Source organism: Kitasatospora sp. NPDC092039 (genome assembly GCF_044756065.1).
GTDB lineage: Bacteria > Actinomycetota > Actinomycetes > Streptomycetales > Streptomycetaceae > Kitasatospora.
The window spans coordinates 535,158-561,487 of record NZ_JBIVSD010000002.1 but is presented as its reverse complement, the minus strand read 5'-3'; the positions used below and the strand labels follow the sequence as shown (position 1 = coordinate 561,487).

Here is a 26,330-nt window from a genome sequence, read left to right as displayed (position 1 = left end):
CGACTCAGTGCCCGCCTCGGTGCCCGCCGGGTGTCGTCGAGGAGTGCGAGAGCTCGCTGCGCGCCTGGTCGCTGATGTCCATCAGGCTGCTGATGAGCTCCCGGCCCTGGTCGTTCAGCGGGGTCAGCCGATCGACCAGCTCGCGGCTCCGCACGATGTCCGGCGCGTTGATCCGTGCCTCGATCTGGTGGAGGGTGGCGTGGAGCCGGTTGCGGTACTGCTGGATGTGGTTCTCGACGGCGTCGATCAACAGCAGGCCCTGTTGTTCGGCCACCTTCCTGAAGTCGTTCTGGGCCGTGAGGACCTGCCCCGCGATGGCCTGCTTCCGTTCCCCGCGGGCCCGTTGGACCACCGACTCGCGTTCCTTGAGCGCTTTGGCGCCGGCCACGGCGGCCGCGCCGACCGCGACCGCGGCCGCCACCGGCAGCGCGAGGGTGGCCAGCGAGAGGCTCGTCATCAGCCAGGCCGTGCCTCCCGCGACCGGGCCGATCAGCCCGACGGTCGCGCCCGCGGTCTGCACCATGCGGTAGAGGTCCGACGGGCTGCGCTCCGGCCTGGAGCCCAGCATCCCGGCGGTGTCGAAGGGCTCGGGCGCGACCAGCCGGAACTCGCTCTCCTCGTCGCCGAGGGACGCGCTCAGCAGGGCGTGTCCCTCCTGGCTGAGCGCCTCCAGCGCGTGCTGCCAGAGCACGGCCGGCCCGCTGGGAGCCGTCATCCACTGGTTGAACACGTGGTTCTGCCGAACCTCGATCTGGTTGCTGTGCTCGGCGTCGAGGTTGCCGCTGTCGATCAGCGTGTCCAGTCCCCGGTGCAGGTAGTCGGCGAGCTTCCCGAAGGGCTGTTCGGATTCCCGGACCCGCCGGTCGAGGCTCTTGCGGAGCTGGGCGCTCACCCGGTCGGCGGAGTCCTCCGTCCTCCGGATGCGCGCCCGCACCTCGGCGAGCTGGTCGGCCAGGTCGCTCACCGAGAGCTGGTGCGCGCCGACCTGGTCGAGGACGGGGCGGTGCCGGCGCTTGACCAGGAGCCGCGCCTCGTCGGCGATCTGGACGAGGTGCCGGTAGCCCGCCCCACCGTCCACCAGGCCGGACAACAGCGCGCGGAGCGACTCCATGTTGCTGTTCCGACGGTTGCGGCCGGCGATCCTCGTCTGCCCGTCCTCCTCCTGGAAGGCGGCCTGGGCCTCCCAGGCCGGAGAGACGGCGACGAATCCGGGCCCGATGAACGTGGCGTCGCTGTAGGGGCCGTGGCCGAAGTGCTGGTACAGGTAGGCGTTGTTCGTCTCCTGGGTGGTGCGCCAGGCCAGTTTCTGCGTGGTCGCGTCCCGCTGGTTCGCCCGGTCGATCCCGGTGAGCACCCAGAGGACCTTCTTCCCGGTCTCCAGGTGGTGCCGGTGCAGGTCCCGGATCAGTTCCAGCTCCGGGTCGGAGAGGCTCGACGTCGCCTGGGTGACGTAGATGAAGCAGTCCGCCTCGGCCCAGGCCCGCCGCATGATCGCGTCGTGCGACCGGTCCGGGGACTGCGCCCCCGGCAGGTCGTAGAGCTTGGCCGCCAACGGCGGGTCCTGGAGCAGCAGTTCGATCTCCTTGACGGTGAGCCCGATGTGCTCCGGCCGCCGGTCCTGCAGGTTGTCGCCCGAGCCGTAGGCCGCCACCTCCGCCGGCGAGAGGTCGCTGCCGATCTCCACCCACCCCTCCGCCGTGGACTCCGCGAAGCAGACCCGCAGCAGGCCTCGCTTGAACTCCGGATCGGAGGGGCCGCGCCGGACGGGCACGACGGTGGAGGGGCAGGCGGTGGTCGCGTTGGAGGCCGAGGGCAGGATGCCCGTGTAGAGGTCGGCGACGCCGCCGTCGTCCTCCTCGACCTCGACGTACTTCAGGCCGTGCTGCAGGCCGCTGACCAGGAAGCTCTTGCCCGAGGACTGGCTTCCGACCAACGCCACGTTGAGCATCGCCGACAGCGCGCGGGTGCGCATGCTCCGCATCTGCCGCACGTCCCGGGCGATCTGGTCGCCGTCCGACTCGAGATCGGGGGCGGAGGACAGGTTCTGCAGCCATCGCTCCGCCGCCGTCAGGAGGCGTTCGAGGTCTTCGCGAAGCTCATCGACCGTCGTCATGGGAGATGAATACCGCACGATTCGGTCCAAGCGCAGCAGAACGGGAACTTCACCGCCTCGCCGCGCAGTGCCACCCGTGGCACCGTCAGGCGGTGCCCAGGCCGTCGTACCGGGCCCGGAACTCGGCCCGTTCGTCCTCGTCCGGCGCCGTGTCCAGTGCCACGGCGGCATGGTGGTGCGCCCGGCCGTCCCCGAGCATCCCGTAGACCATCGCCAGGGCGCCGTGCCCGTAGAAGTCGAGTTCCTCGACGGCGGCGAGGCTCTCGGCCAGCCACAGCGCCTCGGCCGCGTTCCCGACGCCGGCCTCCGCCTGCACCACGCAGCGCAGGACGTCCGGGTTGTTGGGGCTCGTCCGGTACTGCGACCGGAGGTCCCGGACGGCGCCGTGCGCCTGCGCGGGCTCGGCAGCGAGGGCGAGCAGCCGGTCGGGATCCGGCGCGGCGGCGGGCGGGGCCGAGCGCCAGTCGTCGAGGCGGCCGGACCCGGGGGCGACCCGCACCAGCCCCAGCACCGCCGCCTGCCACCGGGCGTCGGCGCCCGCCTGGTACGCCGCTGCCGCGAGGAGCTCCAGCACCTGTTCGCGGCCGGGGTCGAGGTGGTCGGCCCGCTCCAGGACGCCCACCACGTCCGGCCAGTCCACGCCGCTGCGCGGGACCGCGGCCAGCTGGTACAGCACCCTCCCCAGGGCGAGCCACTCGTCCGGGCCACCGGTCCCGTCGGCGACCAGTCCGGAGAGCACGCCGGCCTGCTGCCGCAGCACGTCCACGGAGGCCTCGTGCCACCGCAACCAGGCGCGGACGTCGACGAGTTGACGCTCGGCGGCGACACAGTCGGGGTGGGCCGCGAGGACGCGCTCCAGCTCCCGGGCGGCCCGGTCCACCCCGCCGATCCGGGTGTAGCCGGTGGCGAGGTCGCACCGCGCGGCCGGGTCCTCCGGCCCCGCGTCCGCCAGGAACTCCAGCAGCGGGACCGCCTCCGGGAACTGCCCCGCGACCAGGTGGGCCGACGCCAGCGCGTGCAGGTCACCCGAGAGCGGGTCGGCCGACAGGGCCGCCGACCTCAGGGCGGCCAGCCCCTCCGCGTCCGGAGCCGAGACGAACCGCTCGAAGCGGGCGAGGACTTCGGGACGCGTGCGGTCCCCCCGGTACTGCGGCTCCCAGTCGATGCTCGGTTCCCCGCTCACACACGCCTCCCCAGTCATCCGCCCCACACGGCCTACCCGCGCTCTCCACCGTCCCACCCCGCACCGACAAGCCGCTACGCCGACCGGCACGCAGCGCCTCGGCACACCTGCCGCGCAACCACGCGGGGGCTCACCGCCGGGGACAGCGGCGCTGGGCGGTGCGCCAGGCGGCGGTGACGGCGTGGTGGGCGGCGGCGGTGGCGGTGGGGATGTCGCCCGCCAGGTGGAGCGGGGCGCCGAGGTGGACGTGCAGGGCGGGGCGGCGCAGGGGGGCGGTGGCGAAGCCGGCGAGCTGCTTGGCGGCGCCGCCGGAGCTGAGGCGGCGGGCGCCGCACTGGCCGAGCGGCACCACCGGGGCGCCGCTCGCCGTGGCGAGCCGGGCCAGGCCGGTGCGGAAGGCGCGCGGCTCGGCGTCGTGCGGGTCCCGGCGCTCGGGCAGGCCGCCCTCGCCGTAGATCAGGACGACCCGGCCGGCCGCGAGGGCCGCCGCCGCGGAGTCGAGGGCCGTGGCCGCCCGGGCCGTCCCGCGGTGGACGGGGATGTGCCCGCCGGCCCGCAGCACCCGGCCGAGCAGCGGCACCCGCCACAGCCCGGCGGTCGCCATCACCACCGGCTCGGTGCCCAGCCGGCGCAGCGCGGCCAGCACCACGCCGGGGTCGGCGAGCGAGCTGTGGTTGGCCGCGACGATGCTGCCCGGGGCGACCGGGCCCGCGACCTCGGACGTGACGGACAGACGGCCGAGGGCGGGCACCAGAGCGGCGGCGATCCGGCTGAGCATGGCGGTTCCTTCGTGGGACTTCGGCGGCGTGACGCCTCCATGCTCGCCGGGCGCCGCCGCCGGCCGCCTGAGTAGGAGTACTCAAACCGGACCGGGTCAACCGCGCTGCACGGTGCTCCGGTCCACGGCCGTCCCGTCCTCCCCGGGGGAGCGCAGCTCCGTCCGGGCGGGCTTGCCCGCGGCGGCCGGGGTCACGTCGACGGCGGCCAGGCAGTACCCGGTGCAGCGGCCCCTGGACCAGGTGACCTTGACGGTCCGGCTGTGGCCGTCCCGCTCGGGGACCGCCGCGGGGACGGGCTCGTCGTTCTTCGTCTCGTGCCGAGGTAGGTGTCGGAGGCCGGGAAGGAGCAGAACCCCCGTCCCGGTGGATCCGGGGGGCGGGCGGGCCCGGCGACGAGGGTGACGGCCGATCGGCCGCGGGCCGCCGGAGTGGCCCGGGGCCGCCGTGCGGGTGACCTGTCGGACGTGTCGGCGGCGGAACGCCCCGTCCGGCGTGCCTGGGTGGGAGGGCGCCGTCCGCGGACGGCGCGGGTCCTGTCCCCGAGCCTGAGAGCCGCCCATGCCTGCCACCGCCCGTCTGCGCCGCATCGTCCCGACCGCGCTCTGCGCCCTGTCCGTGGCCCTCGCCGCCGCCCCCGCGGCCCATGCCGCGCCACCGGGCCGCGACAGCGGGTCCGACCCCGGGAGGGCGGGCGACGGCTCGTACGACTGGGACCGCGTGGCGGCCTGTGAGAGCAGCGGCAACTGGCGCGTCAACACCGGCAACGGCTACTACGGCGGCCTCCAGTTCGACCAGCCGACCTGGCGGGAGAACGGTGGCCTGGCGTACGCCCCGCGAGCCGACCTCGCCAGCCGCGAGCAGCAGATCGCCGTCGCCCAGCACCTCGCCGACCGCCGCGGCCTCTCCCCGTGGCCCGTCTGCGGCGCCCGCGCCACCCGCGGCCACGGCGGCCGCGAGACCGTCCTGGCGCCCCCGAGAACGGCCATCCCGGCCCGGGCCGCGTCGGAGGACGGCACCTGGACCGTCCGCGAGAACGACACCCTCGCCGACATCGCCGAGGCCCTGCGGGTCCCCGGCGGCTGGCCCGCGCTGTACGAGCTCAACCGTGCCGCCATCGGGGAGGATCCGGACCTCATCCACCCCGGCCTGGTCCTCGACCTCCCGTCCTGACCCCGCCGGCCCACCCCGATCCGCCGCCCGCGCCCGCCCCGGCGCGGGCGGCGCCAGCACCGGGAGGAACCTCCCGGACACGCCGACGGCCCGCCCGCTCCCGGTGAGCGGGCGGGCCGTCGCCGGTGGCTCAGCCGACGTGGACGCGCGGGCGGCGCGAGCGGTCCGGCTCGGCCTCGCGCAGCACCTCGCGGGTGACCGGCGCCACCTCGCCCTGCCCGAACAGGAAGAACCGCAGGAACTGGGCGAAGGGGCTGCCCTCCGTCCACTCGAAGTAGAGGTGCGGCTGCTGCCCGGTGCGGTCCCGGATGTTCAGCGCCAGCGCGGCGAGCGCGTTCGGGATGCTGGAGCTCTCCAGGGTGAGCACCCGGTAGCGGCCGTGCAGCACCTCGCCGCGCACGGTCAGCTCGGCCTCGAAGTCGGAGGCGTCGCGGACGGTCACCTCGACGAAGACCAGGTCGTCCTCGCCGGGGATGTCGTTGTCGGCACGGATCTGGCGGATCTTGTCGCGGTACTCGGCGACGTCGCGGTGGCTCGGCTCGTTGGCGATCAGCCGCAGCGGGCGGTGCGCGTAGTCCCTGATGAAACGTTCCGCCATGTCGTCCAGTGCCACGCTGGTGACGCGCAGCTCGAAGGCGCGGCGCAGCCGGGAGAGCAGCGAGACGAGGATGATCCCGGCGATGAAGCAGGCGCCGATCTTCAGGCCGTCCGGCCGCTCCAGCACGTTCAGCACGGTGGTGTAGAGGAAGATCGCCGAGATGACCGCGAAGGCGACGGTCCAGCCGCGCTCGCGCTTCCGGTACGCGGCGATGGTCACCGCGATGGCGGCGGAGCTGATCAGCACCAGCACACCGGTCGCGTACGCGCCGCCCTGGGCGTCCACGTCCGCGTCGAAGATCCAGGTGACCAGGAAGCCGATCAGGGTCAGCACGATCACCATCGGCCGCACCGCGCGGGCCCAGTGCGGGGCCATGCCGTAGCGCGGCAGGTAGCGGGGCAGCAGGTTGAGCATGCCCGCCATGGCGGAGGCGCCGGCGAACCAGAGGATCGCGATGGTGGAGAGGTCGTAGACGCTGCCGAAGGCGCCGCCCAGGTACTCGTGCGCCAGATACGCCAGGGCGCGGCCGTTGGCGTCGCCGCCGGCCTTGAACTGGTCGGCCGGGATGAGCAGCGTGGTGATGAAGCTGGTGGCGATCAGGAAGCAGCTCATGATCACGGCGGAGGTGGTCAGCAGCTTGCGGGTGCCGCGGATCCGGCCGGCCGGGTTCGCCTCGGTGTCCTCGGGGGCGCCCTTGATGTGCGGCATCACGGCGACGCCGGTCTCGAAGCCGGACAGGCCGAGCGCCAGCTTCGGGAAGGTCACCAGCGCCACGCCGACCATGACGATCGGGTTGCCGTGCTGGGCGGTCAGCGCGTCCGTCCAGTCGGTGACCACGTGCGGCGCCTCAATGATCTTCCAGAGGCCGACGGCCACCACGACCACGTTCAGCAGCAGGTACGTCCCGACCAGGAACACCGCCAGGCCGATCGCCTCGCTGAAGCCCTTGAGGAAGACCGCGCCGAGCAGCGCCACCATGACCAGCGTGATCAGCACCTGCTTGCCGCCGAGGGCGCCGGTCAGGTGCGGGTTCTCCACCAGGTGCGCGCTCGCGTCGGCGGCCGACAGCGTGATGGTGATCAGGAAGTCCGTGGCCGCGAAGCCCAGCAGCGCGAGGACGAACAGCTTGCCCTTCCAGAACGACAGCAGCCGCTCCAGCATCGCGATCGAGCCCTCGCCGTGCGGGCTCTCCTTGGCCACCCGCCGGTAGACCGGCAGCGCGCCCAGCAGGGTGACCACCACCAGCACGATGGTGGCGATCGGCGACAGCACGCCCGCGGCGAGGGCGGCGATGCCCGGCTGGTAGCCGAGCGTCGAGAAGTAGTCCAGGCCGGTCAGGCACATCACCCGCCACCAGCGCCGGCCGGGGTGCGCACCGTGCGCGGCGGGGTCCTCCGCGGCCGTGCCCTCGGGCGACGCCTCCGGGGCGCCCTCCGCGGTGGACGGCTGCGCGGGCTTCGCCGCGCTCACGTCCTCCAGCAACCAGCTGCGGAGGCGTATTCGCGCCGACGGCGCGTCCGACTCCGCCGTCTCCGTCGAACCCGACGAAACCACCTTGCACCTCTTGTTTGAAGACCCCGGAAGAACGCCGTCGAGCGACGGCAGTGCGACACGCTATGCGACCGGCGTCAGGAATCCGTCATCGGCCGCGTTAAGAAAACGTCATGGCCGCGCGGGCCGGCGGCGGTGGCACGCCGAGGTGGCCGGGTGCCGGGAAGGAAAGGACCCCGAACCGGTGGAGAATTCGGCGTTCCTTCCCGGGGTGAGACCCGGAGGCTTTCCCTCTCGGGGGGGGGGGGGAGCCTGGGTCAGGCCCGGTAACCGAGGACGGTCATCCTGCCCGTCTCCGCGTGGTAGACGTCGTGGCAGTGCACCGTCCACAGGCCCGGGTGGTCGGCGTCGAAGTCGACGGCCGGGGTCGCGCCCGGCAGCACGCGACCGCGGTGTCCTTGCGCGGGCCGTCGCCGGGCGGCGCGAAGCTGTGGCCGTGCAGGTGGACGGGGTGCCGCATGGTGGTGCTGTTGCGGAACTCCAGCCGCACCCGCTCGCCCGCCGCCACCGGGTAGCGCCGCGCCGGGTCGTACCCGCGGCCGTTGAACGCCCGGTCGGCCTTCGCCATCCCGCCGGTGAGCTCCAGCCGCACCGTGCGGTCCGGCTGCCTGGCGGGCAGCCGGACGGCCGGGGCCGCCCTGAGCCGCCCGGCGGTGACCAGCCTGCCGTCCAGCTCGGCCGGGCGGACGGCGGCGTCGGGCGCGGCGCCCCGCCGGTGCGCAGCACGGCCAGGGCGGTGGCGTTCTTGCCCTCGGCCAGCGCGGTCAGCGGGAAGGCGCCGTCCCCGGCGGTGGCCGGCACGTCGTGGCGCTCGCCCATGCCGAGCAGCAGCGCCCGGGTGGTGGCCGGTTCGACCGGGAAGCCGTCGGTGTGGGTGACGGTCAGCTCGTGGCCGCCGAGGGCGGCCCGGTAGGCGGTGTCGCCGCCCGCGTTGATCAGCCGGTTCCGGATCCGGTCGCCGGGCTTGGCCGTGAAGGTCTCCGGCACGGTATCCCGAGTTCACCTCGGGGGCCGCGCCGGGGCACCGCGTTCACTCGCCCCGGCGCTCCCCCGGAAGTTCCCCGCCCCGCGGGGGCCGGCGCCCAGCACCGCCGCCGCCACGTGCTCGCGGAACCAGCGGTGCCCCGGATCGGCCGAGTTGCGCGGGTGCCAGGCCATGCCCAGTTCCAACGGGGCGAGTTCGAGCGGGATCGGGAACGTCCGCAGCCCCAGCGCGGCGACGGTGTCCGGCAGCCAGTCCGCCAGGACGAGGGTGACCAGATCGCTGTCCCGGGCCAGCAGCATCGCGCCGGTGTGGCTGGGTACGACGACCGCCACCCGGCGCCGCAGCCCGAGCCCGGCGAGCGCGGTGTCGATCGGGCCGAGCCGCTTGCCGCGCCGGGAGACGCCGATGTGGTCGACGGCGGCGAAGCGCCGGGCGGTGATCCGGCGGCCGTCGAACAGCGGGTGGCCGTCGCGGGCGAGGCCGACCAGCGAGGCGCTCAGCAGTCCGCGGCTGCGGATCTCCGGGTCCAGCTGCCCGAGCACGCCCAGTTCCACGTCCACCAGGCCCTGCCGCAGCGCCGGGCCGCCCTCCAGGCTCTCCGGCAGGAACACCACGTCCACCCGCGGCGCCTCGGCCCGGACCCGCTCGGCGAGCGGTCCGGCCGTCCGGGCCAGCAGCAGCTCACCGGCCTGCACCGTGAAGGTGCGGTCGAGGTGCACGGGGTCGAACCCGGCGCCGGGCCGCAGCACGTCGTCGCAGCCGCGCAGCAACGCGGCCACCTCCTCCCGCAGTTCGAGCGCCCGCGGGGTGGGGACGAGGCCCTGCCCGGCGCGCACCAGGAGCGGGTCCTCGACGGCCCTGCGCAGCCGGGCCAGCATCCGGCTGACCGCCGCCGGCGAGGTGCCGAGCCGCTCGGCCGCGCGGGTCACGCTGTTCTCCTGGAGCAGGGCGTCCAGGGCCCGCAGCAGGTTGAGGTCCATCCGCCGTGCGCTCCCGAGCTGTGTCTTTGCGTCCTGGGCAACTATCCGATGCCGATTCTTGCATTGTTCCGGTCGGGGCCGCCGACGAAGGTGGGGACGACCGCGAAACCTTCTGAGGAGTCCTCATGTCACAGCCCTCCCGCGCCGCCCGCGCCGGCGACGTCCTCGCCGTCGTCAGCCAGAGCGGCCCGACCGTCTCGTTCTTCGACGCCGCCACCGACCGGCTCCTGGACACCGTCGAGGTCCTCGCCGAGCCGCACGAGCTGTGCTTCGACCCGACCCAGCGGCTGCTCTGGTGCACCAGCGCGTACCGCTCGGGCTACTACCACGCCAACAGCGGCCGCCGCACCGAGCTGACCGTCATCGACGCCGACACCCGCCGGATCGTCGAGGTGATCGACCTCGCCCCCGAACACGGCCCGCACGGGCTGGCGTTGGACACCGCCCGGCGCCGCCTCTACGTCAGCGTGGAGGGCGGCGAGGACCGCCCCGGCGGCGTCGTGGTCATCGACACCGAGACCCGCCGCCCGATCGGCCGGATCGACACCGACGCCCCCGGCCCGCACTGGTTCGCCGTCTCCCCGGACGGCCGGACCGGCTTCGCCACCAACAAGGAGGCGCCCTTCGTCTCGGTGGTGGACCTCGAGAAGGGCGTCCTGACCGCCAAGGTCGAGGTCCCGGGCAGCGAGGGCCTGGCCGTCTCGCCCGACGGCAACCGGGTCTACGCCGCCGGCCCGTACCTCTCCACCTCCGCCGCCCCCGGCGCGGCCCCCGGCATCCGCGTCATCGACGTGCCGTCCGCGACCGTCACGGCCGTCCTCCCCACGGAGTCCCCGGCCCTGCCGGTGCACCTCACCTCGACCGGCCGGATCCTGGCCGGCGAGGTCCGGCTGGCGCCCGACCCGGCCAACGCCCTGGGCCGTCAACTCCCGGGCCGTCTCACGGTGTTCGCGGCCGACGACCACAGCCGGATCGGCTCCGTCGAGGTGGGCCTCTTCCCACTCACCATCACCTCCTCCCCGGACGGCGAACTCGCCTACGTCTCCAGCGTGGTGTCCTCCACCGTCGACGTCATCGACCTGGCCACCCTGACCCCGGTCTCCCGGCTGACCGTCCCCAAGCTCGCCGACCCGGGCGCCCACGGCCTGGCCTACCTCCCCCGCCCGGCCTGATCCCGAGCGCTCCTCCACATCCGCCCCGGGCCCCTCGCGCCAGAGTTCCGCGCGAGGGGCCCGGGGCGTTCGGCCGCACGGGCGGGGCGCGTCGGCCGCACGGGCGGGGGACGGACCGCGCCGGTGTCCACATCGCGGGACGCCCGGCGGGCGGGAGCTGACAGCTTCCGCCTGACCCAAACCTGCCAAGGCCGCTGCCGCGCAGCTCACTCGGGGTCGATCCGGCGACCCGGCCCTGGCCCGAAGCTGCCACGCGTTTGGTGTCACCCCGGAACCCGTGTGAGCGCACCGGGACGCGTGCGAATCTTGGGACCGCAGAGGCCGCGGACGAACGAACGCGGCCCGAAACCCCCCACGATTCGGAGGACTTCCCCATGTTCACCTCCGCGCGTTCCCGCGGCCCCGTGCACCGGGCGACGACCGGGCTCCGCACCGCGCCGGCCGCCCCGCTCCCCGGCCGTCCGGCCCCGGAGGCCGTCCCGGCCTCGACCGGCAACGGCTTCTCCTGGGGCTGACCGGCCGGTCTCCCCCACACCTCCCGGGACCTCCGGTTCACCTCGTCGGCGTCCTGCTGACCGCCGCCGCGGGCGGCTCGGCGGACGCCCGGCCGACCGCCGGGGCCGTGCTCGCGACCCTGGACGGCGTGACGTCCGCGCGTGACGGCGTCGAGCACGTCCATGTCCAGGTCACCCCGCGCGGCGTCCGGTTGACCTTCTACCTGGCCGGCTGCGATCTGGTCGACGCCGTCGGCCGCGCCATCGCGATCGCCCACCGCGCCGTCGCCGGACCGACCGCGCTCGCCCGGTTCGCCGTCGCGGACTTCAACGTGCTCGACCGCCCCGCCCGCCCGCCGCACGGCGCCCGCTGACGCCCCCACGGGGGTCACCCGACGGCGGCTCCCCCCCGCACGCACCGCCGTCGCCCACCCCGGTCCGCCTCCTCCCGAAGTCGCTCGACCGCCTTTGGAGACTCATGCGCATCACATCCGTCGGCCACGCCGGCCTGCTCGTGGAGACCAGTGCCGGGCGCATCCTGTGCGACCCCTGGTTCAATCCGGCCTTCTTCGCCTCCTGGTTCCCGTTCCCCGACAACGAGGCGATGGACACGGCCCAGCTGCACACCGCGGAGTACCTGTACGTCTCCCACCTCCACCACGACCACTTCGACGCCGAGTGGCTGCGGACCCGGATGTCCAAGGACACCGTGGTGCTGCTGCCGGACTTCCCGGTCCGCGACCTGCGGACGTCCCTGGAGGACCTCGGCTTCCGCCACTTCGTGCAGACCCGGGACCTCGAACCGACCCCGCTGGACGGCGGCGTCCGGGTGATGGTCAACGCGCTCACCTCGCCGACCGACGGCCCGATCGGCGACTCCGCGATCCTGGTCGACGACAACGGCACCAGGATCCTCAACCAGAACGACGCCCGCCCGGTCGACGAGCCCCGGATCAGGTCCTTCGGGCCGCTCGCCGGGCACTTCCTCCAGTACTCCGGGGCGATCTGGTACCCGATGGTGTACGACTTCCCCGCCCGGATGAAGCAGACCGTCGGCCGCCGCAAGCGCCGCAACGGCATGGCCCGCGCGTTGAACTACGTCGAGCAGTACGGCGCCGAGCACGTCTTCCCGTTCGCCGGGCCGCCCTGCTTCCTGGACGAGGAGCTCTTCCACCTCAACGACCTGGACGGCGACGACGCCAACATCTTCCCCGACCAGTGGGTGTTCCTCGACTTCCTGCGCGAGCACGGGGTGGCCAACGCCCACCTGTTCCTGCCCGGCACCGTCACCGAGTTGGGCCCGGACCGCGGCTTCCGGCTGGAGCAGGTCGACGAGCGGACGGTCGCCCGGATCCGCGACGACCGCACCGGCTACCTGCGCGACTACCAGGCCCGCCGGGCCGAGCGGATCCGCGCGGAGAAGGCCGGCTGGCCGACCGGCCGCACGGACCTGCTGACGAGCCTCCAGGAGTGGGTGGAGCCGCTGCTGCGGTACGCCGACCACACCTGCGAGGGCGTCAACGGCCGGGTCCTGGTCGAGGTGGTGGACGGCGCGGACGCCGCCGGGGCCCCGGGCGCGGACACCGAGCAGATCCTGTTCGACTTCCTGGACCGCCGGGTGGCCCGCTGGGCGGGCGAGGAGTGCCGCTACCGCTTCGAGCTGCCCCGGCCGCTGGTGGAACGGCTGGTCGCCGAGCGCTGCCCCGACTGGGCGAACGAGCTGTTCCTGTCCTGCCGTTTCAGGGCGGCCCGCAAGGGGCCCTTCAACGAGTTCGTGACCACCTTCTTCGCCTCCCTCTCGACCGAGCGGATGTCCTACGTCGAGGGCTACTACGCGGAGTTGAGCCAGACCGAGGAGCGCGCCCGGGCCGGCGACTACGTCGTCCAGCGGCTCTGCCCCCACCTCAAGGCGGACCTGGTCCGGTTCGGCTCCCACCGGGACGGCGTGCTCACCTGCCGGCTGCACGACTGGGAGTTCGACCTGGCCACCGGCCGCTGCCTGACCAGTGACGACCGGAAGATCATCAGCGAGGCGCGGGTGAACCCGTCCGACGATGACCCGGACCTGCCCGAGATCCCCGCGGCCTGAACAGGACTGTCATGACCCTTCCCCTGGTGTCGGTGGTCATCCCGCTCTACAACGACGCCCGCACGCTGCCTGCCTGCCTGGAGGCGGTGACCGCCCAGACCTACCCCAACGTCGAGATCGTCGTGGTCGACGACGCCAGCACCGACGACTCCGCCCTGGTCGCCGAGCGGTACCCGTGCCGGCTGGTCCGCCAGGAGCGCAACTCCGGCCCCGCCGAGACCCGCAACCGCGGTGCCCGGGAGGCCCGCGGCGAGATCGTGTTCTTCCTGGACGCCGACGTCGGCCTGTCCCCGACCTCGGTCGCCGCCGCCGTGGAGCGGCTGGCCGCCGACCCGAAGGTCGGATCGGTGTGCGGCATCACCGACAAGCACCCGCTGCTGCCGACCACCCGGGTCGGGGACTACCGGATCCTCCAGTCGTACTACTGGCGGATCAGCTCCGAAGGCACCGTCACCCCCTGGTTCTCGGCCCTGGCAGCCATCCGCCGGTCGCTGTTCCTGGACTCCGGCGGGCTGAACCCGGCCCTGCGCCAGACCGAGGAGATCGACTTCGGCGTACGGTTGTCGGCCACCCACCGGATCGAGCTCAGCTCCGCGGTGGTCGGGCGGCACAACGACGAGGAGCGGCTGTCCGCCCTGGTCCGCAAGCTGTTCCGGCGGGCGCGGCTGCGGGTGCCGCTCTACGTCGACCACCGGGGCTTCATGCGCGGGTTCGAGACCCGGTCCCGGGCCTTCGCCGCGCTCGCCGCGGCCGGCGCGACGGCCTCGCTGCCGCTGGCCCTGGTGTCCCGCCGGACGCTTCCGGTCACCGCCGCACTGGCGGCCGGCGCCGTGCTCGCCGACCGCGGCTTCCACGCCTTCCTGGTTCGCGAACGCGGGGTCGCGACCGCCGTCGCGTACACCGCCCTGCACTTCGCGGCGGGCACCGCGGTGACCGCGGGCGCGGCGGTCGGCGCCGGCCAGTGGCTGCTGAGCCCGCGGTTCCGTCGGCTGTACCGGCGTCAACTGCCGCCAGTGGGCGCCGGTACAGCCGCCGGTGCAGCCGCCGGTGCGCGGCCCGCGGCGCCCGGCGGGGACCGGAACCCGCTCCCGAGCGGGCCGGCAGGCCGCCCGTGACCACCGACACCCCCCGACCCGCCGCCCGTCCCCAGCGCGTCCTGCTCACCGGCGCGGCGGGCTTCCTCGGCAGCGCCCTGGTCCGCCGGCTCGGCAGCTCGCCCGGGCACCGGGTGGTCGCCCTCGACCGCCGCCCGCTGCCGCCCGCACTCGCCGCCCTGCCCTCCGTGGAGGCGGTGGTCGGCGACGTCCGGGACCGCACCCTGCTCGGCCGGCTGACGGCCGAGGCGGACGTGGTGGTGCACGGCGCCGCCGCGCTGCCGAGCCACCCGGCGGCAGAGATCCGCTCGGTGGACGTCGACGGCACCCGCACCGTCCTGGACGCCGCCCGGCGCGCCGGGACCGACCGGGTGCTGCACATCTCCTCCACCGCGGTGTACGGCCTGCCGGAGCGCACGCCGACCCCGGAGTCCCACCCGCTCGTCCCGGTCGACCCGTACAACGCCGCGAAGATCGCGGCCGAGCGGCTGTGCGCCGACCACCGGAGCCGGGGCATGTGCGTGCCCGTGCTGCGCCCGAAGACCTTCATCGGCCCGGGCCGGCTCGGCGTATTCGCGATGCTCTTCGACTGGGCGCTGGACGGCCGCGGCTTCCCGGTCCTCGGCGGCGGCCACACCCTCAACCAGATGCTGGACGTCGAGGACCTCTGCGACCTGGTGACCGCGATGCTCACCATGCCGGGCGAGCGGATCAACCGGGAGTTCAACGTCGGCGCGGCCGAGTACGGCTCGTTCCGCGAGGACTGCCAGGTCGTCCTGGACCTCGCCGGCCACGGCGGACGCGTCGTCCCGCTGCCGCTCGGCCCGGCGAAGGCGGCCCTGCGGACGCTGGCCGCGCTGCGGCTGTCACCGGTCTACGGCCGCCTCGTCCAGAAGCTCACCCGGGACTCCTGCGTCGACATCACCGACGCCCGCGAGGTGCTCGGTTTCACCCCCCGTCACTCCAACGCGACCGCCATCGGGCGCAGCTTCACCTGGTACCGCGAGAACCGGTCCACCGTGGCCGGAACCACCGGCCGGACGCACTCCGACCGCTGGCGCGAGGGTGCCCTGCGCACGGTCAAGGTCCTCTTCTGACAGCAGCGAAGGGAACGGAAGTGAGTACTGCGAGCGAGTACCGCGAGGGCCTGGTCGGTCCGCCGGTCCATCCGCCCGACGGGGACACCGGCCCCCCGACCGCCGAACCGCCCGACGGGCCCGGCGCGTCACCCCGGGAGCCCGGACGCGGCGCGCTGGTGCGCGGCCTGGTCCGGCTGGTCCGGCCGCACCAGTGGGCGAAGAACGCGGTCGTCCTGGTGCTGCCGCTGCTGGAGTCCGGCACCTCGCCGTGGCCGGCGGTCGTCGGCGCGCTGCCCGTCCTGGTGCTGTTCGTCCTCGCCTCCTCGGCCACCTACGTCGTCAACGACCTCGCCGACCGGGAGCGGGACCGCCGCCACCCGGTCAAGCGCCACCGCCCGATCGCCTCCGGGGCCGTGCCGGTCCCGGCCGCCGTCGTGCTCGGCGCCGTCCTCTACCTCGCCCTGCTGGCCGGATCGGCGACCGCGGGGGCCGCCGCGGTCCCCGTGCTCGTCTACGCGGTCACCAACATCCTGTACAGCTTCGTCCTCAAGCACGTCTCGGTGGTCGACGTCTTCGTCATCGCCACCGGCTTCGTGCTGCGGGTCTGCGCCGGCGCCATGGCGGCGTCGGTCTCGATCTCCTCGTGGTTCCTGCTCTGCGTGTTCTCGGTCTGCATCCTGCTGGGCTTCGGCAAACGCCGGCACGAACTGACGTCGGTCCAGGGCGGGCCCTCCGAACTGCACCGGCCGGCCCTGCGCGCCTACTCCGTCCCGTTCCTGAACAGCATGGTCACCTTCGCCGCGTCGGTGACCGTGCTCGCCTACGTGTCCTTCCTCCAGAGCGACGCCGCGGCCGGCGGCATGCGCCAGCTGCGGATCCTGCTCTCCACCCCGCTGGCGGTCTTCGCGATCGCCCGCTACCTGCAGATCCTGCTGGTCAGCGAGGGCGGCGGCGAACCGACCCGGACGCTCTTCACGGACCGGACCATGCTCGCGGTCGGCGGGCTGTGGCTGGCCGGCTTCGGCCTCCTGCTGGTGGTGCAGTCGTGGTGACGCTCCCCGGGCCCGGCCGCTCCGCGCTCCCCGGGCCCGGCCGCCGCTTCCTGCCCCGGCCCCGGCGCTCCTGGTTCCTCGCCGACCGGGCCGCCACCTGGCCGGTCCGGCTGCTGACCGGGGCGAGCGCGGCGTGGCTGCTGTTCTGCGCGCTCCAGGAGGCGCTGACCGGCCGGGCCTGGTTCTGGGTGGTCCCCGGCTCCGCGCCCCCGCCGGTGCTGCTCGGCGTCCCCCTGCTGGTGCTGCTGGCCGCGCTGGCCGTCCGGCTGCGCCGAAGCCCCAGCCGGGTGCGCTGGCCGGCCGCCATGGGCGCGCTCTCGCTCGCCGTCGGACTGGACCAGTCCGGGCTGACCCTGGCCGCGGCGACGGCCGACCGGACCGTACCGCCCGGCGCGCTCCACGTCGTCGCGCAGAACACCGAGTACTGGGGCTCCGACGTCGACCCGGACCGGTTCTACGCCTACCTCAGGGCGCAGGACGCCGACGTCTACCTGCTCCAGGAGTACCTGCACTGGGACGACTCGGCCGGCGCGGACGGCGCCCGCGAGGTGGACGACACCGCCAGGCTGAGGCGCGAGTTCCCCGGCTACCAGCTGGTCGTCCGGGGCGAGTTGGTGACGCTCTCCCGCTTCCCGGTGGTGGCGCAGCCGCCGGTCGGCCCGGACCGGGAGCTGCGGGCGAGCGGGGAGGGCGACTGGTCGCGGGTCTTCGCCGGGGCCAAGGTGCTGCGCACCGACCTCGCGGTGAACGGGTCGGTGGTCTCCTTCTACAACGTCCACATGCTCGTGCCGGTCGCCTACGGGATGCCCCCGCAGGACTTCCCGGCCGACGTGCACCGCCGGCAGCGGGAGCGCCGGCAGCAGTTCGACGGGCTGCTCCGGGACGTCCGCGACAACCCCCACCCGCTGTTCATCGCCGGCGACTTCAACACCAACGCCGGCATGGGCGACCTCAACGGGCTGCGCGGCCTCACCCAGGACGCCGCGGACGCGGGCGACACGATCCTGCCGACGTCCTGGGACGCCGGCAGCTGGCACGACTGGTGGCGCTTCGACTGGGCGTTCACCGCGCACGGTGCCCGGACCCACCGCTACGCGCTGAGCAGCCCCGAGGGCACATCCGACCATCTCCGCCAGGACGCCTGGATCTCCGGGCCGGCATCGGGAGGCACGCATGGCTGACGCACGACCCACGGTGTCGGTGATCATCCCCAACTACAACTACGAGAAGACCATCGCGGCGGTCGTCGAGTCCGCCCTGGCGCAGACCTACCCCGTGCACGAGGTGCTGGTCGTCGACGACGGCAGCTCGGACCGCTCCCCGGAGATCGTCCGGCGCTACCCGGTCCGGCTGATCACCCAGCGCAACGGCGGGGTGTCCGTCGCCCGCAACCGGGGCGCGGCCGAGAGCACCGGCGAGATCCTGTTCTTCCTGGACTCCGACATCGCGCTGGACCCGGACGCGGTCGGGAACGCGGTGGCCCTGCTGGAGGAACAGCCCGACCTCGGCTGCGTCCACGGGGTGGTCGGCAAGCGGGCGCTGTTCGACGACGGGCCGGTGGAGCGCTACCGCGTCCTGCACGAGTACTGGTGGCGCCGGCGGGCCACCGGCCGGGTCCGCACCGTCTTCTTCGCCATGTGCGCGATCCGGCGGACGGTGTACGAGGAGATCGGCCCGCTGGACGAGACCCTGCGGGAGTCGGAGGACGTCGAGTACAGCGAGCGGCTGTCGGCGAAGTACCCGGTCCTGCTGACCGAGCGGATCACCGGTCGGCACGACGACGTGGACCGGCTGGGCGCGCTGCTCGGCGAGCAGTACCGGCGCTCGCAGCTGCTGGTGGCGTTCGCCGGCGCCCACCGGTTCAGCCCGGGGGCGCTCAAGGCCAACCGGATGCCGGGCGTGCTGGCCACCGCCGCCACCTGGGGGAGCCTGCCGCTGCTGCTCCTGACGCCCCGGGCGGCCGTCCTCCCGGCGCTGGGGGTGGCCTGGTTCGCGGTGGCGGACCCCGGGTTGGCCCGGTTCGTGGTGCGGGACCAGGGGCTGCGGTACTACCCGGTCTTCGTCGGCTACCACTTCCTGCTGCACACCGCGCTGGTGGCGGGCGTCGCCCGGGGCGCGGTGCGGGCGCTCACCGAGCGCGGCTTCCGGCGGCCGCGGCACCGGGCGTCATGACCGGCGCGTCCGGGGGGCGTCCGGCCACGGCGCCGGCGGCGGGCGGCGCTGCGACGGCCGACACGGCGGCGGGCGGCGCTGCAGTGGCGGGCGGCGGGACGGCGGACGGCGCGACGGCCGACACGGCGGCGGGGCGGCCCAGGGGCCGGCACCGCCTGCTGACCGCCGTCCTGCTGCTGGCCGGCGTCGCGGGCATGGTCGCGGTGGCCCGCAACGACGCCTGGAGCCTGGTGACCAGGATGGCGGACGGGCGCTTCCTGGCCCTGCTGGCGCTGTCCGTGCTGACGAACGTCGGCGGGCTGCTGCTCGGCCTGCTGTCGTGGCGGGCCGTCCTCGACGACCTGGGCCCGCCCGTCGGGCTGTTCGGCAGTGCCCGGATCTTCTTCTGCGGGCTGCTCGGCAAGTTCCTCCCGACCCCGGTCTTCGGGTTGCTGGCCCACATCCAGCTCGGCGCCGGGTACGGGGCCACGGCCGGACGGATGGTCACCACCTACGTGGTCAGCCTGGGCATCACCATGCTGACCGCCTGCCTCGCCGCACTCGGCATCGCCCCCGCCGTGCTCGGCGGGAACACCTGGTGGCTGGCCCTGCCGGTGCTCGTCCTGCTCTGCTTCGTGGTCCGCCCGGGGCTGATCGGCGCGTCGGTGGAGCGCGGCGCCCGGCTGTTCCGCCGACCGCCGCCGACCGGGCGCAACTCGCCCCGCGCGGTGCGGGTCTCGCTCGCCCTGGCGCTGCTGTCCTGGTTCTCGGCCGGGCTGCACCTGTGGCTGATCGTGGTCGCCCTGGACGGGCCGCCCGCCCGCTCGCTGTCGGCCTGCGTCGGCGGCTTCGCGCTCGCCACCGTCGCCGGGACGCTGACCATCGTCCTCCCGGACGGCCTGGGCGCCCGGGAGATGGTCCTGGTGCTGTCGCTGTCGACGGTCGTCCCGGTCCCGACGGCGGGCGCCGCCGCGATCGTCTCCCGGCTGGTCTGCACATTGGCCGAACTGGGCACCGCCGGGGTAATGATTCTGGTGACCCGGTCCCGGCGGGCCACACCCCCGGCCGCGACCGGCGACACCACCGACGACCCCCCTGGAGGGATGACTGATGCGGTACCGCAGCCTCGGAGTTGACGGGCAGTCGGCCAGCGCGCTCTGTCTCGGCGCGATGACCTTCGGCACCACCGTCGACGAGGAGACCGCGACGGCGATCCTCGACCGGTTCACCGAAGCCGGCGGGACGTTCATCGACACCTCGAACAACTACGCCTTCTGGGCGCCCGGCGCCGACGGCCACGAGAGCGAGGAGCTGCTCGGCCGCTGGACGGCGCGCCGCGGCAACCGCGACGACCTGGTGCTCGCCACCAAGGTCGGCGCCCGCCCGGTGCCCGGCCTGCCCTTCCCCGAGCACATCGAGGGCCTGTCCGCCCGCGCCGTGCGCGAGGCCGCCGAGGGCAGCCTGCGCCGGCTCGGCACCGACCGGGTGGACCTCTACTACGCCCACGTGGCCGACCCGGCCACGCCGGTCGAGGAGACCATGGGCGCCTTCGCCGCCCTGGTCGCCGACGGCAAGGTCACCGCCCTCGGCTGCAGCAACCACGGCGCCGCCGAACTGGCCGCCGCCAACGACCTCGCCGCCGAGCGGAGTTGGCCCGGCTACCGGTGCGTCCAGCAGCGCCACAGCTACCTGCGGCCGCGGCCCGACGCGGACTTCGGCATCCAGAAGCACGCCGACGACGCCCTGCTCTCGTACCTCGCACCGCGGCCGTCGATGACGCTGCTCGCCTACTCCCCGCTGCTCGGCGGCTCGTACTGCCGATCCGACCGCCCGCTGCGCGAGCAGTACGAATGGCCCACGGCGAAGGCCCAGTTGGCCGTGCTCGCAGAGGTGGCCGAGGAGACCGGCGCCACCGTCAACCAGGTCGTGCTCGCCTGGCTGCTCGGCCACCCCGTGCCGACCGTGCCGGTCGTCGGCGCCAGCTCCGTCGCCCAACTGGAGGAGAGCCTCGGCGCGTTGGACCTCGTCCTGGACGAGGAGCAGCGCCGGCGACTGGACGCCGCGGCCTGACCCGGCGGCCGACCGCCGGGGCCTGTCGTGCGGGACAGGCCCCGGTATCCCTGGGACGCCCGCACGTGGGGAGCGCGCACTTCCCGGACGCACACCCCTGGAACGCGCACCGCGCCAAGTTCGCGGTTTTCCACGATGCCCGGGTGCGGCGGTCGCTGCCAGTCTGTGACCACCACCGCACCCCGCAGCCGGGGCGGGCCGATCCGCCACGGGTGACCGGCTGTCGCGTGGAACGTCCAGAAGGGAATATTTGTCATGAACAGGCGAATTCGCGCGGCCTCGCTCTGCGCCGCCCTCGCCGCCGCGGTCCTCGTCGGCGGCACCGCCCAGGCGTACGCCGCCGCCTCTTCGGCCGCCCCCGCCCGGCCGCACGCCGCCGTTGCGCCCGCCGACGCGCCGACCGCCCTCCAGGAGGGCACCTCGGCGCAGGCCATCGACATCTGGCGGTGGGCCGGCCGGTACGACACGTACGTCGCGGCGGAGGCCGCGTACTGGGTGCTGTACGGCCTCGGGAGCGCCGTACAGCAGAGGATCGAGCAGGTCTGGGTCGACGGCGCGTACCGGTGGGAGCTCTACATCCAGTAGGTCCCCGGCCACATCCAGCGAGCCCCCCGGCGCCGGCCCCGAGCCGCGACGCCCCCGGATCCGACCACGGCGAGCGTGCCGCATCCGCTCGCCCCGCCACGAAGAGAGTTGGTCACCCCATGCAGCGTACGACGTCCACCACCGCCCTGGGCCGCACGGCCGCCGGTGCCCTCACCGCCCTGCTGATGGCGGCCGGAGCGGTCTCCCTCGCCCCGTCCGCGCAGGCCGCCGCACCGGCCGCGCCCCAGGCCTCCGCGGCGCAGCGCCCGGCCGCCGAGAGCCAGGCGGCGAGCGTGCCGCGGATCACCGCGGACCGTTCCACCAAGGTCACCGTCTCCAACAACAGCGGGTCCGGCCTGACCAAGACCTGGGAGAAGCTCGACCACGGCTGCTGGACGAACGACATGCTGCCGCCCGACTACGTCCCCAACTCGAAGTCCGCCACTTGGCAGAGCGAGTCCTGCGGGTTCGCGACCGGGACGGAGGGGAGCATCACCTACACGCTCTCCGACGGCGGCGAGGTCAAGCTGCACTGGAACAACCCCTACTGGGGCTCCAACGACTACAGCTGCTCCGTCCCGTACGGCTACACCTGTTCCCGTAGCGGCGGCAGCGGGGACAACACCTCGGTCACGTTCTCCATCGGGCGCGCGTCCTTCGCCGCCGCGTCCCCGGCCGCTGCGGAGGCCCCCGCCCTCACCAGCGCCGCCCGCAGCACCTCCGTCAACTTCACCAACAACTCGGGCAAGCTGCTCACCCGTTCCGGCGCGAGCCTGCAGTGGGGGATCTGGTCCGACAACGGGATGCCGCCGTCCATGATCCAGTCCGGCGTCACCGCGAAGTGGGAGAGCGAGTCGGACGGCTTCATGACCGGCACCGAGGGCGACGTCACCTTCGACCTGCTCGGCGAGCAGGGCAAGGTGAAGGTGCACTGGAACAACCCCTACGCGGGCAGCAACAGCTACAGCTGCGACGCCCCCTGGGGGTACAAGTGCACCTGGCAGGGCGGCGGCGGCGACAACGCCGCGGTCTCCTTCACCCTGTCGAAGTCCTGATCGCGCCGGCCTGACCTGAGCCGCCCCGCCCGGGTGCGTCCGCACCCGGGCGGGGCGGCGTGGCTCCTACTGCCCCAGTACCGCGACCAGCTGGGTGCGCCGGGCGATCCGCAGCTTGCGGTAGGCGTTGGTGAGGTGCGTCTCCACGGTGCGGCGGGTGAGGCAGAGCGCGTCGGAGATCTGGTTGTTGGTGTGCCCCGCCGCCGCCAGTTCGGCCACCCGCCGCTCGGCGGGGGTCAGTTCGTGGCCGCCGCTGCGGTTGCGCACCCCGCCCTCGCGCAGCGCCCGCGCCGTCAGGTCGAGCAGTCGGCCGGTGGCCGGCGCCCCGTTCTCCGCGGCGGGCCCGGCCAGCCGCAGCGCCACGGCGTGCGCCTCGCGCAGCGTGTCGCGGCCCCTGCGGCCGTTGCCCGCCCCGATCTGGGCCCGGCCCAGGTCGACCAGGACCTCCACGAGTTCCACCGGCGCGCAAGCCGGCCTGAGCAGCTCGGCGCCCTCCGTCAGCGCACCCAGGGCCGGCCGGCCGCCCACCGTCGCGGCGAAGGCCCGCAGCGCCCGGCCGACGGCTCGCGCGGTCCCCCAGGTCCGGGCGTGGCGCAGCTCCTCCTCGGCGAGTTCCCGGGCCTCCTCCCGCCGCCCGAGCCGCGTCAGGGCGAGCGCCGCCCCGGAACGCCACGGCGTGGCGACCGGGCTGACGAAGTCACGAGCGCTCTGGCCGGCTCCGCAGCGCAGGTGGTCGTCGAGCGCCGCCTGCCAGTCGCCGTCCGCCGCGTGCAACAGGGCCCGGGCGTGGCTGAGTTCGTTCCACTCCCAGGAACTGTCGCTGCCGCAGGGGCCGGCCAGGTCCAGGGCCTCCCACGCCCCGGCCCGCCGCCCGGTCTCGCACCGGGCGGTCGCCACCATGGCCGCCAGGTGCGGCAGCCGGACGCCCCGCCCGGCGGTCGCCTCCACCAGGGGCGCGTTCTCGGCGACGACCCGCTCGAACTCGCCCGCCCAGAGCGCCGCTTCGGCCCGGACGCTGAGCAGGCACTGGAGACCCGCGTCCGTCAGGTCCGGCGGGACGGGCGGGGCGGGCAGGCAGAGGCCGGTCAGCTCGCGCGCCTCCGCCAGGCGGTCCGCCCACTGCAACAGGGTTGCCGCGCTGCCCAGCCAGGCGGTCCGCAGCCGCGGGTCCACCGGCGCCGCCAGCCGCGGCCGGACCCGGGCGAGCGCCTCGGCCGCCGAGCAGAGGCCGGCTCCGGCTTCGTACTCGGTGATCAGTCCGCACACCAGCGGCTCGATGGCCGGGGCCGCCGTCGGGGCGAGCGCGCGCAGCCCCGCGACGGCGCCGCGCCACGCGTCGCCGTCGTGCGAGGAGACCAGCGCGCCGAGGGTCTGCAACACCTGGACGAGCTCGTCGTCGGTGGCGCCCCGGCCCGCCTGGTGGAGGATCCGCAGGGCGGTGTCCGGGTCCCGGCCCGCGACGAGGGCCGCGCTGAGGGCGGTCGCCGCGGTCGCCCGGTCCCGGAGGTCGGTGTGCAGGTCCAGTCCGGTGTGGAGCCTGCGGATGCCGGCGGTCGCGTTGTTCGGAAGTTCCAGCGCGCCGAGGCGCATGGTGAGGGCGGCGCGGCGCTCCGGGTCGAGCGGGCCGCTCAGGGCGTGGCGCAGGTACGCGGCGGACTCCGCGACGTGGCCGGCCCGCATCGCCTCCTCGGCGGCCTCGGCCAGTGAACGGGCCATCCACACCTCGCCGGGCCGGTCCACCCGCAGGAGCCGGGCGGCCACCGCCCTCGCGGGCGCACCGCTCTCGTCGAGCAGTTCCGCGATGCGGGCACGCAGTGCGGCGATCTCCTCCGGCTCCGCGGCGGCGAGGACGGCCTCCCGCGCGAGGGGGTGGCTCAGCAGCGTGCTCAGGCGGCGCACCGGCCGCTCGCCCGGGGAACGCCACGACGGGCGGCGGCCGGAGAGCCGGTGGAGCAGGCCGGGGCCGGCCGGCAACCCCTCCTCGGCCGCGGCGGCGAGCGCGAGGCAGGCGTGGCGTAAGCACGGATCGGCCCCCCTCAGCCAGTCGGCGATCGTGTCGCGGTAGCGGCTGCGGGACCGGGCGGACGGTCGGCGGGGGATCCGTCCGTCGCCGAGGTCGGCGGCGAGCGCCCGTACCAGGGCCGGGTTCCCGGCACTCGCCTCGACGCAGGTCACGGTGGACCCTTGGTCCAGGCCGGCGGCCCGGGCGATCCGGGCGACCGCGGACGCGCTGAGGGGGCGGAGGGCGACGGACACGCCCGTGGGGCCCGGGAAGGGGGCCGGACCGCACGGGTCGGCGCGCTCGGTGGCCACCAGCAGGACGGGGATCCCGCCGATCCGGCGGGCGAGGTAGCCGATCCAGCGCCGGGACGGCTCGTCGGCGTGGTGGAGGTCGTCCACCGCGAGCAGCGTCGGCCGTTCGGCGGCCGAGCGGGTCAGCCGTGTCGTCAGCCGGTGGAACAGCCGCTGTTCGTCCGGCCCGGCCGGCGCCGAGAAGGGGACGGCCTCGTCGTCCGCGAAGAGCTGCCGGACGAGCCCGAACGGGAACGCCGTCTCCTCCGGCACACCGCGCGCGCGGCCCACCCGCATCGCGTCGCCGTCCGCCTGCTGCCGGACGATCGCCTCCAGGGCGGCGCTGCGCCCCATGCCCGCCACCGGCGCCGAGAGCAGGACCCAGCGCCCGCTGCCCGCCCGCGCGGCGTTCGCGGCCGCCGCGGCCGCCCCCAGCACCTCCTCGCGCTCCAGGAGCATCTGATCCCATCCCCTTCTTCCTGTTCACCGCAGGAATGTCCACCACAGGAATACCGTGACCGTCTCCCCCCGTCGGATCCTCACCCGGTTACGGCACGAACCGACTCGCCGCACGGAAAACGGCGCGATCACGCGCGTGGCGGAGCCTGATCTCGCCGCTGTTATCACGTTTCACCCACGAACTTTCCGCCCGCGCCGACCGGGCACCGGAATTCACCGGCCGGGTCAGAGCCAGCCCTCCTTCGCCGCGCGCACCCCGGCCTCGAAGCGGCTGCGCGCGCCCAGCCGGTTCATCAGCTGGGAGCTCATCCGGCGCACCGTGCGCAGCGACAGCCCGAGCCGCCGCGAGGCCACCTCGTCGGTGCAGCCGATGCTCAGCAGGAGCAGCAACTCCCGTTCCTGGGGCGTCAGATCGTGCTCGTTGCGGGGCGGGTCCTGGCCGAACGGCGTGCCCGCCGCCCAGAACTGCTCGAACAGCAGGGCCAGCGCGGTCACCACCCCCGGGGTCCGGACCTCCAGCGCGCCGGCGCGGCCGTCCTGCGGGTCGATCGGCACCAGCGCCGTCTCCCGGTCCACCACCACCAGCAGCATCGGCAGCAGGGGCACCGTGCGGGCCTCGCCGCCGAGCCGGGTGAACCAGCGGACGTACTCCAGCGTCGGCGGGTCGTTGCGGAAGCTCTCCTGGTAGACGCTCCTGATCCGCACCCCGCGTTCCAGCGCCTGCCGGTCCAGCGGTTCGCTGGCGTCCATGGTGTCCGGCAGCTGGGCGCCGCCGGGCAGCAGCGACAGGCACTCGCGCTCGGCGGTGGAGGCCAGGTCCTCCAGGCGCTTGCGGACCACGTCCAGCCCCTCCAGCCGGTGGATGATCTCGTGCCGGGAGGGCCGGTTGGCGTTGAACCGGGCGCTCAGCGCGGTCACCGCCTGCTCGGCGGACTCGATCTGCCGCTGGCGGCGGCTGAGGTCGGCGGTGGCGCGCGAGAGCAGGAACCCGAAGCCGATGTCCGGGTTGAACGGCACCGCGTCCAGGCAGCCGTCCTCCAGGTTCACCAGGTCGAGCTCGGCGAGCTGGTTCAACGCGGAGCGCACCCGCTCCTCGCTCCACCCCAGCCGCTCGGCCATGTCGCCGATCCGGAATCCCGGCTCGTCGACGAGCAGCCGGTACACCGCCTCGGCCGATGGTTCGATGCCCAGAACTTCAAGCACAGCGTTCCCCCGCCTGATCCCGCCCGATTCTTCAGGGAGGCTAAGCCAGCTCGCCGATCAGGTCTAGACCAAGTTTCCTCGGATGCCCGCCGTCCGGCCATCCCCGGGCCGGGCTCCGTTCAGTCGCGGCACGTTCCCGCCGGGCCGGCCCGGTGCCCGCGCCGCCCGACCGGCGC

Annotated in this window: 21 protein-coding genes and 1 pseudogene; 14 read left to right on the top strand and 8 right to left on the bottom strand. The window is 74.5% G+C overall.

Annotated elements, in window-relative coordinates:
• Nucleotides 1–4: 4 nt before the first annotated feature.
• From ACIQI7_RS05565 to ACIQI7_RS05555, 3 genes are all read right to left on the bottom strand, one after another.
• A complete protein-coding gene (locus ACIQI7_RS05565) occupies nt 5–2,113 on the bottom strand; it encodes a hypothetical protein (RefSeq protein WP_401105422.1) in 2,109 nt (702 codons plus the stop codon).
• Nucleotides 2,114–2,198: 85 nt separating this feature from the next.
• On the bottom strand, nt 2,199–3,296 hold the full coding sequence (locus ACIQI7_RS05560; protein WP_401105421.1) for a tetratricopeptide repeat protein: 1,098 nt from the start codon (nt 3,294–3,296) through the stop codon (nt 2,199–2,201).
• 130 nt (nt 3,297–3,426) lie between these two features.
• The gene (locus ACIQI7_RS05555) at nt 3,427–4,074 is read right to left on the bottom strand and encodes a lysophospholipid acyltransferase family protein (RefSeq protein WP_401105419.1); all 648 of its coding nucleotides are present in this window, start codon (nt 4,072–4,074) and stop codon (nt 3,427–3,429) included.
• A 559-nt stretch (nt 4,075–4,633) separates the two neighbouring features.
• Here ACIQI7_RS05555 and ACIQI7_RS05550 point away from each other — a divergent pair.
• Nucleotides 4,634–5,245 carry a transglycosylase family protein gene (locus ACIQI7_RS05550; protein ID WP_401105417.1) on the top strand — a complete coding sequence of 204 codons (612 nt, stop codon included), beginning with the start codon at nt 4,634–4,636 and terminating at the stop codon, nt 5,243–5,245.
• Nucleotides 5,246–5,375: 130 nt separating this feature from the next.
• Here the strand turns inward: ACIQI7_RS05550 and ACIQI7_RS05545 are convergent, their stop codons facing one another.
• From ACIQI7_RS05545 to ACIQI7_RS05535, 3 genes and pseudogenes are all read right to left on the bottom strand, one after another.
• Nucleotides 5,376–7,313, bottom strand: coding sequence for an amino acid transporter (locus tag ACIQI7_RS05545; RefSeq protein ID WP_401105415.1), 1,938 nt, complete (start codon nt 7,311–7,313; stop codon nt 5,376–5,378).
• A gap of 338 nt (nt 7,314–7,651) precedes the next feature.
• Nucleotides 7,652–8,378 (bottom strand): annotated as a pseudogene (locus ACIQI7_RS05540) (multicopper oxidase family protein); the annotation flags it as partial.
• A 15-nt stretch (nt 8,379–8,393) separates the two neighbouring features.
• Nucleotides 8,394–9,359: a LysR family transcriptional regulator gene (locus ACIQI7_RS05535; RefSeq protein WP_401105413.1), complete on the bottom strand. Its 966-nt coding sequence runs from the start codon at nt 9,357–9,359 to the stop codon at nt 8,394–8,396.
• Nucleotides 9,360–9,484: 125 nt separating this feature from the next.
• Here ACIQI7_RS05535 and ACIQI7_RS05530 point away from each other — a divergent pair, with 125 nt between their 5' ends.
• The 13 genes from ACIQI7_RS05530 (at nt 9,485) to ACIQI7_RS05470 (ending at nt 22,200) form a co-directional block, all read left to right on the top strand.
• Nucleotides 9,485–10,531 carry a YncE family protein gene (locus ACIQI7_RS05530; protein ID WP_401105412.1) on the top strand — a complete coding sequence of 349 codons (1,047 nt, stop codon included), beginning with the start codon at nt 9,485–9,487 and terminating at the stop codon, nt 10,529–10,531.
• 374 nt (nt 10,532–10,905) lie between these two features.
• Nucleotides 10,906–11,046 carry a hypothetical protein gene (locus ACIQI7_RS05525; protein WP_401105410.1) on the top strand — a complete coding sequence of 47 codons (141 nt, stop codon included), beginning with the start codon at nt 10,906–10,908 and terminating at the stop codon, nt 11,044–11,046.
• Between the two features lie 128 nt (nt 11,047–11,174).
• Nucleotides 11,175–11,399 carry a hypothetical protein gene (locus tag ACIQI7_RS05520; RefSeq protein ID WP_387751513.1) on the top strand — a complete coding sequence of 75 codons (225 nt, stop codon included), beginning with the start codon at nt 11,175–11,177 and terminating at the stop codon, nt 11,397–11,399.
• Between the two features lie 104 nt (nt 11,400–11,503).
• Complete coding sequence (locus ACIQI7_RS05515) at nt 11,504–13,114, top strand: Rieske 2Fe-2S domain-containing protein (protein ID WP_401105408.1); 1,611 nt, start codon at nt 11,504–11,506, stop codon at nt 13,112–13,114.
• Between the two features lie 11 nt (nt 13,115–13,125).
• Entirely contained in the window at nt 13,126–14,229 is a 1,104-nt protein-coding gene (locus ACIQI7_RS05510; RefSeq protein ID WP_401105406.1) for a glycosyltransferase family A protein, read from the top strand.
• Nucleotides 14,226–15,305, top strand: a complete 1,080-nt coding sequence (locus tag ACIQI7_RS05505; protein WP_401105404.1) for an NAD-dependent epimerase/dehydratase family protein — start codon at nt 14,226–14,228, stop codon at nt 15,303–15,305. The genes ACIQI7_RS05510 and ACIQI7_RS05505 overlap by 4 nt, the downstream gene beginning before the upstream one ends.
• 20 nt (nt 15,306–15,325) lie before the next feature.
• Entirely contained in the window at nt 15,326–16,339 is a 1,014-nt protein-coding gene (locus tag ACIQI7_RS05500) for a decaprenyl-phosphate phosphoribosyltransferase (RefSeq protein WP_401105402.1), read from the top strand.
• Nucleotides 16,333–17,520, top strand: coding sequence for an endonuclease/exonuclease/phosphatase family protein (locus tag ACIQI7_RS05495; protein WP_401105400.1), 1,188 nt, complete (start codon nt 16,333–16,335; stop codon nt 17,518–17,520). Before ACIQI7_RS05500 ends, ACIQI7_RS05495 begins: the two co-directional genes overlap by 7 nt.
• Entirely contained in the window at nt 17,513–18,511 is a 999-nt protein-coding gene (locus ACIQI7_RS05490; RefSeq protein WP_401105398.1) for a glycosyltransferase family 2 protein, read from the top strand. The genes ACIQI7_RS05495 and ACIQI7_RS05490 overlap by 8 nt, the downstream gene beginning before the upstream one ends.
• A complete protein-coding gene (locus ACIQI7_RS05485; RefSeq protein WP_401105396.1) occupies nt 18,508–19,626 on the top strand; it encodes a lysylphosphatidylglycerol synthase domain-containing protein in 1,119 nt (372 codons plus the stop codon). Before ACIQI7_RS05490 ends, ACIQI7_RS05485 begins: the two co-directional genes overlap by 4 nt.
• Nucleotides 19,601–20,560 (top strand): aldo/keto reductase, encoded by a 960-nt coding sequence (locus tag ACIQI7_RS05480; protein WP_401105394.1) that lies wholly within the window; start codon nt 19,601–19,603, stop codon nt 20,558–20,560. Before ACIQI7_RS05485 ends, ACIQI7_RS05480 begins: the two co-directional genes overlap by 26 nt.
• Before the next feature lie 255 nt (nt 20,561–20,815).
• Nucleotides 20,816–21,145 (top strand): hypothetical protein, encoded by a 330-nt coding sequence (locus ACIQI7_RS05475; protein WP_401105392.1) that lies wholly within the window; start codon nt 20,816–20,818, stop codon nt 21,143–21,145.
• A gap of 119 nt (nt 21,146–21,264) precedes the next feature.
• Nucleotides 21,265–22,200 carry an aegerolysin family protein gene (locus ACIQI7_RS05470; RefSeq protein WP_401105390.1) on the top strand — a complete coding sequence of 312 codons (936 nt, stop codon included), beginning with the start codon at nt 21,265–21,267 and terminating at the stop codon, nt 22,198–22,200.
• Between the two features lie 66 nt (nt 22,201–22,266).
• Here ACIQI7_RS05470 and ACIQI7_RS05465 read toward each other — a convergent pair whose 3' ends face one another.
• Together ACIQI7_RS05465 and ACIQI7_RS05460 are read right to left on the bottom strand one after the other, a co-directional pair.
• A complete protein-coding gene (locus ACIQI7_RS05465; protein WP_401105388.1) occupies nt 22,267–24,951 on the bottom strand; it encodes a LuxR C-terminal-related transcriptional regulator in 2,685 nt (894 codons plus the stop codon).
• A gap of 225 nt (nt 24,952–25,176) precedes the next feature.
• Entirely contained in the window at nt 25,177–26,154 is a 978-nt protein-coding gene (locus ACIQI7_RS05460) for a LuxR C-terminal-related transcriptional regulator (protein WP_401105386.1), read from the bottom strand.
• Nucleotides 26,155–26,330 lie beyond the last annotated feature (176 nt).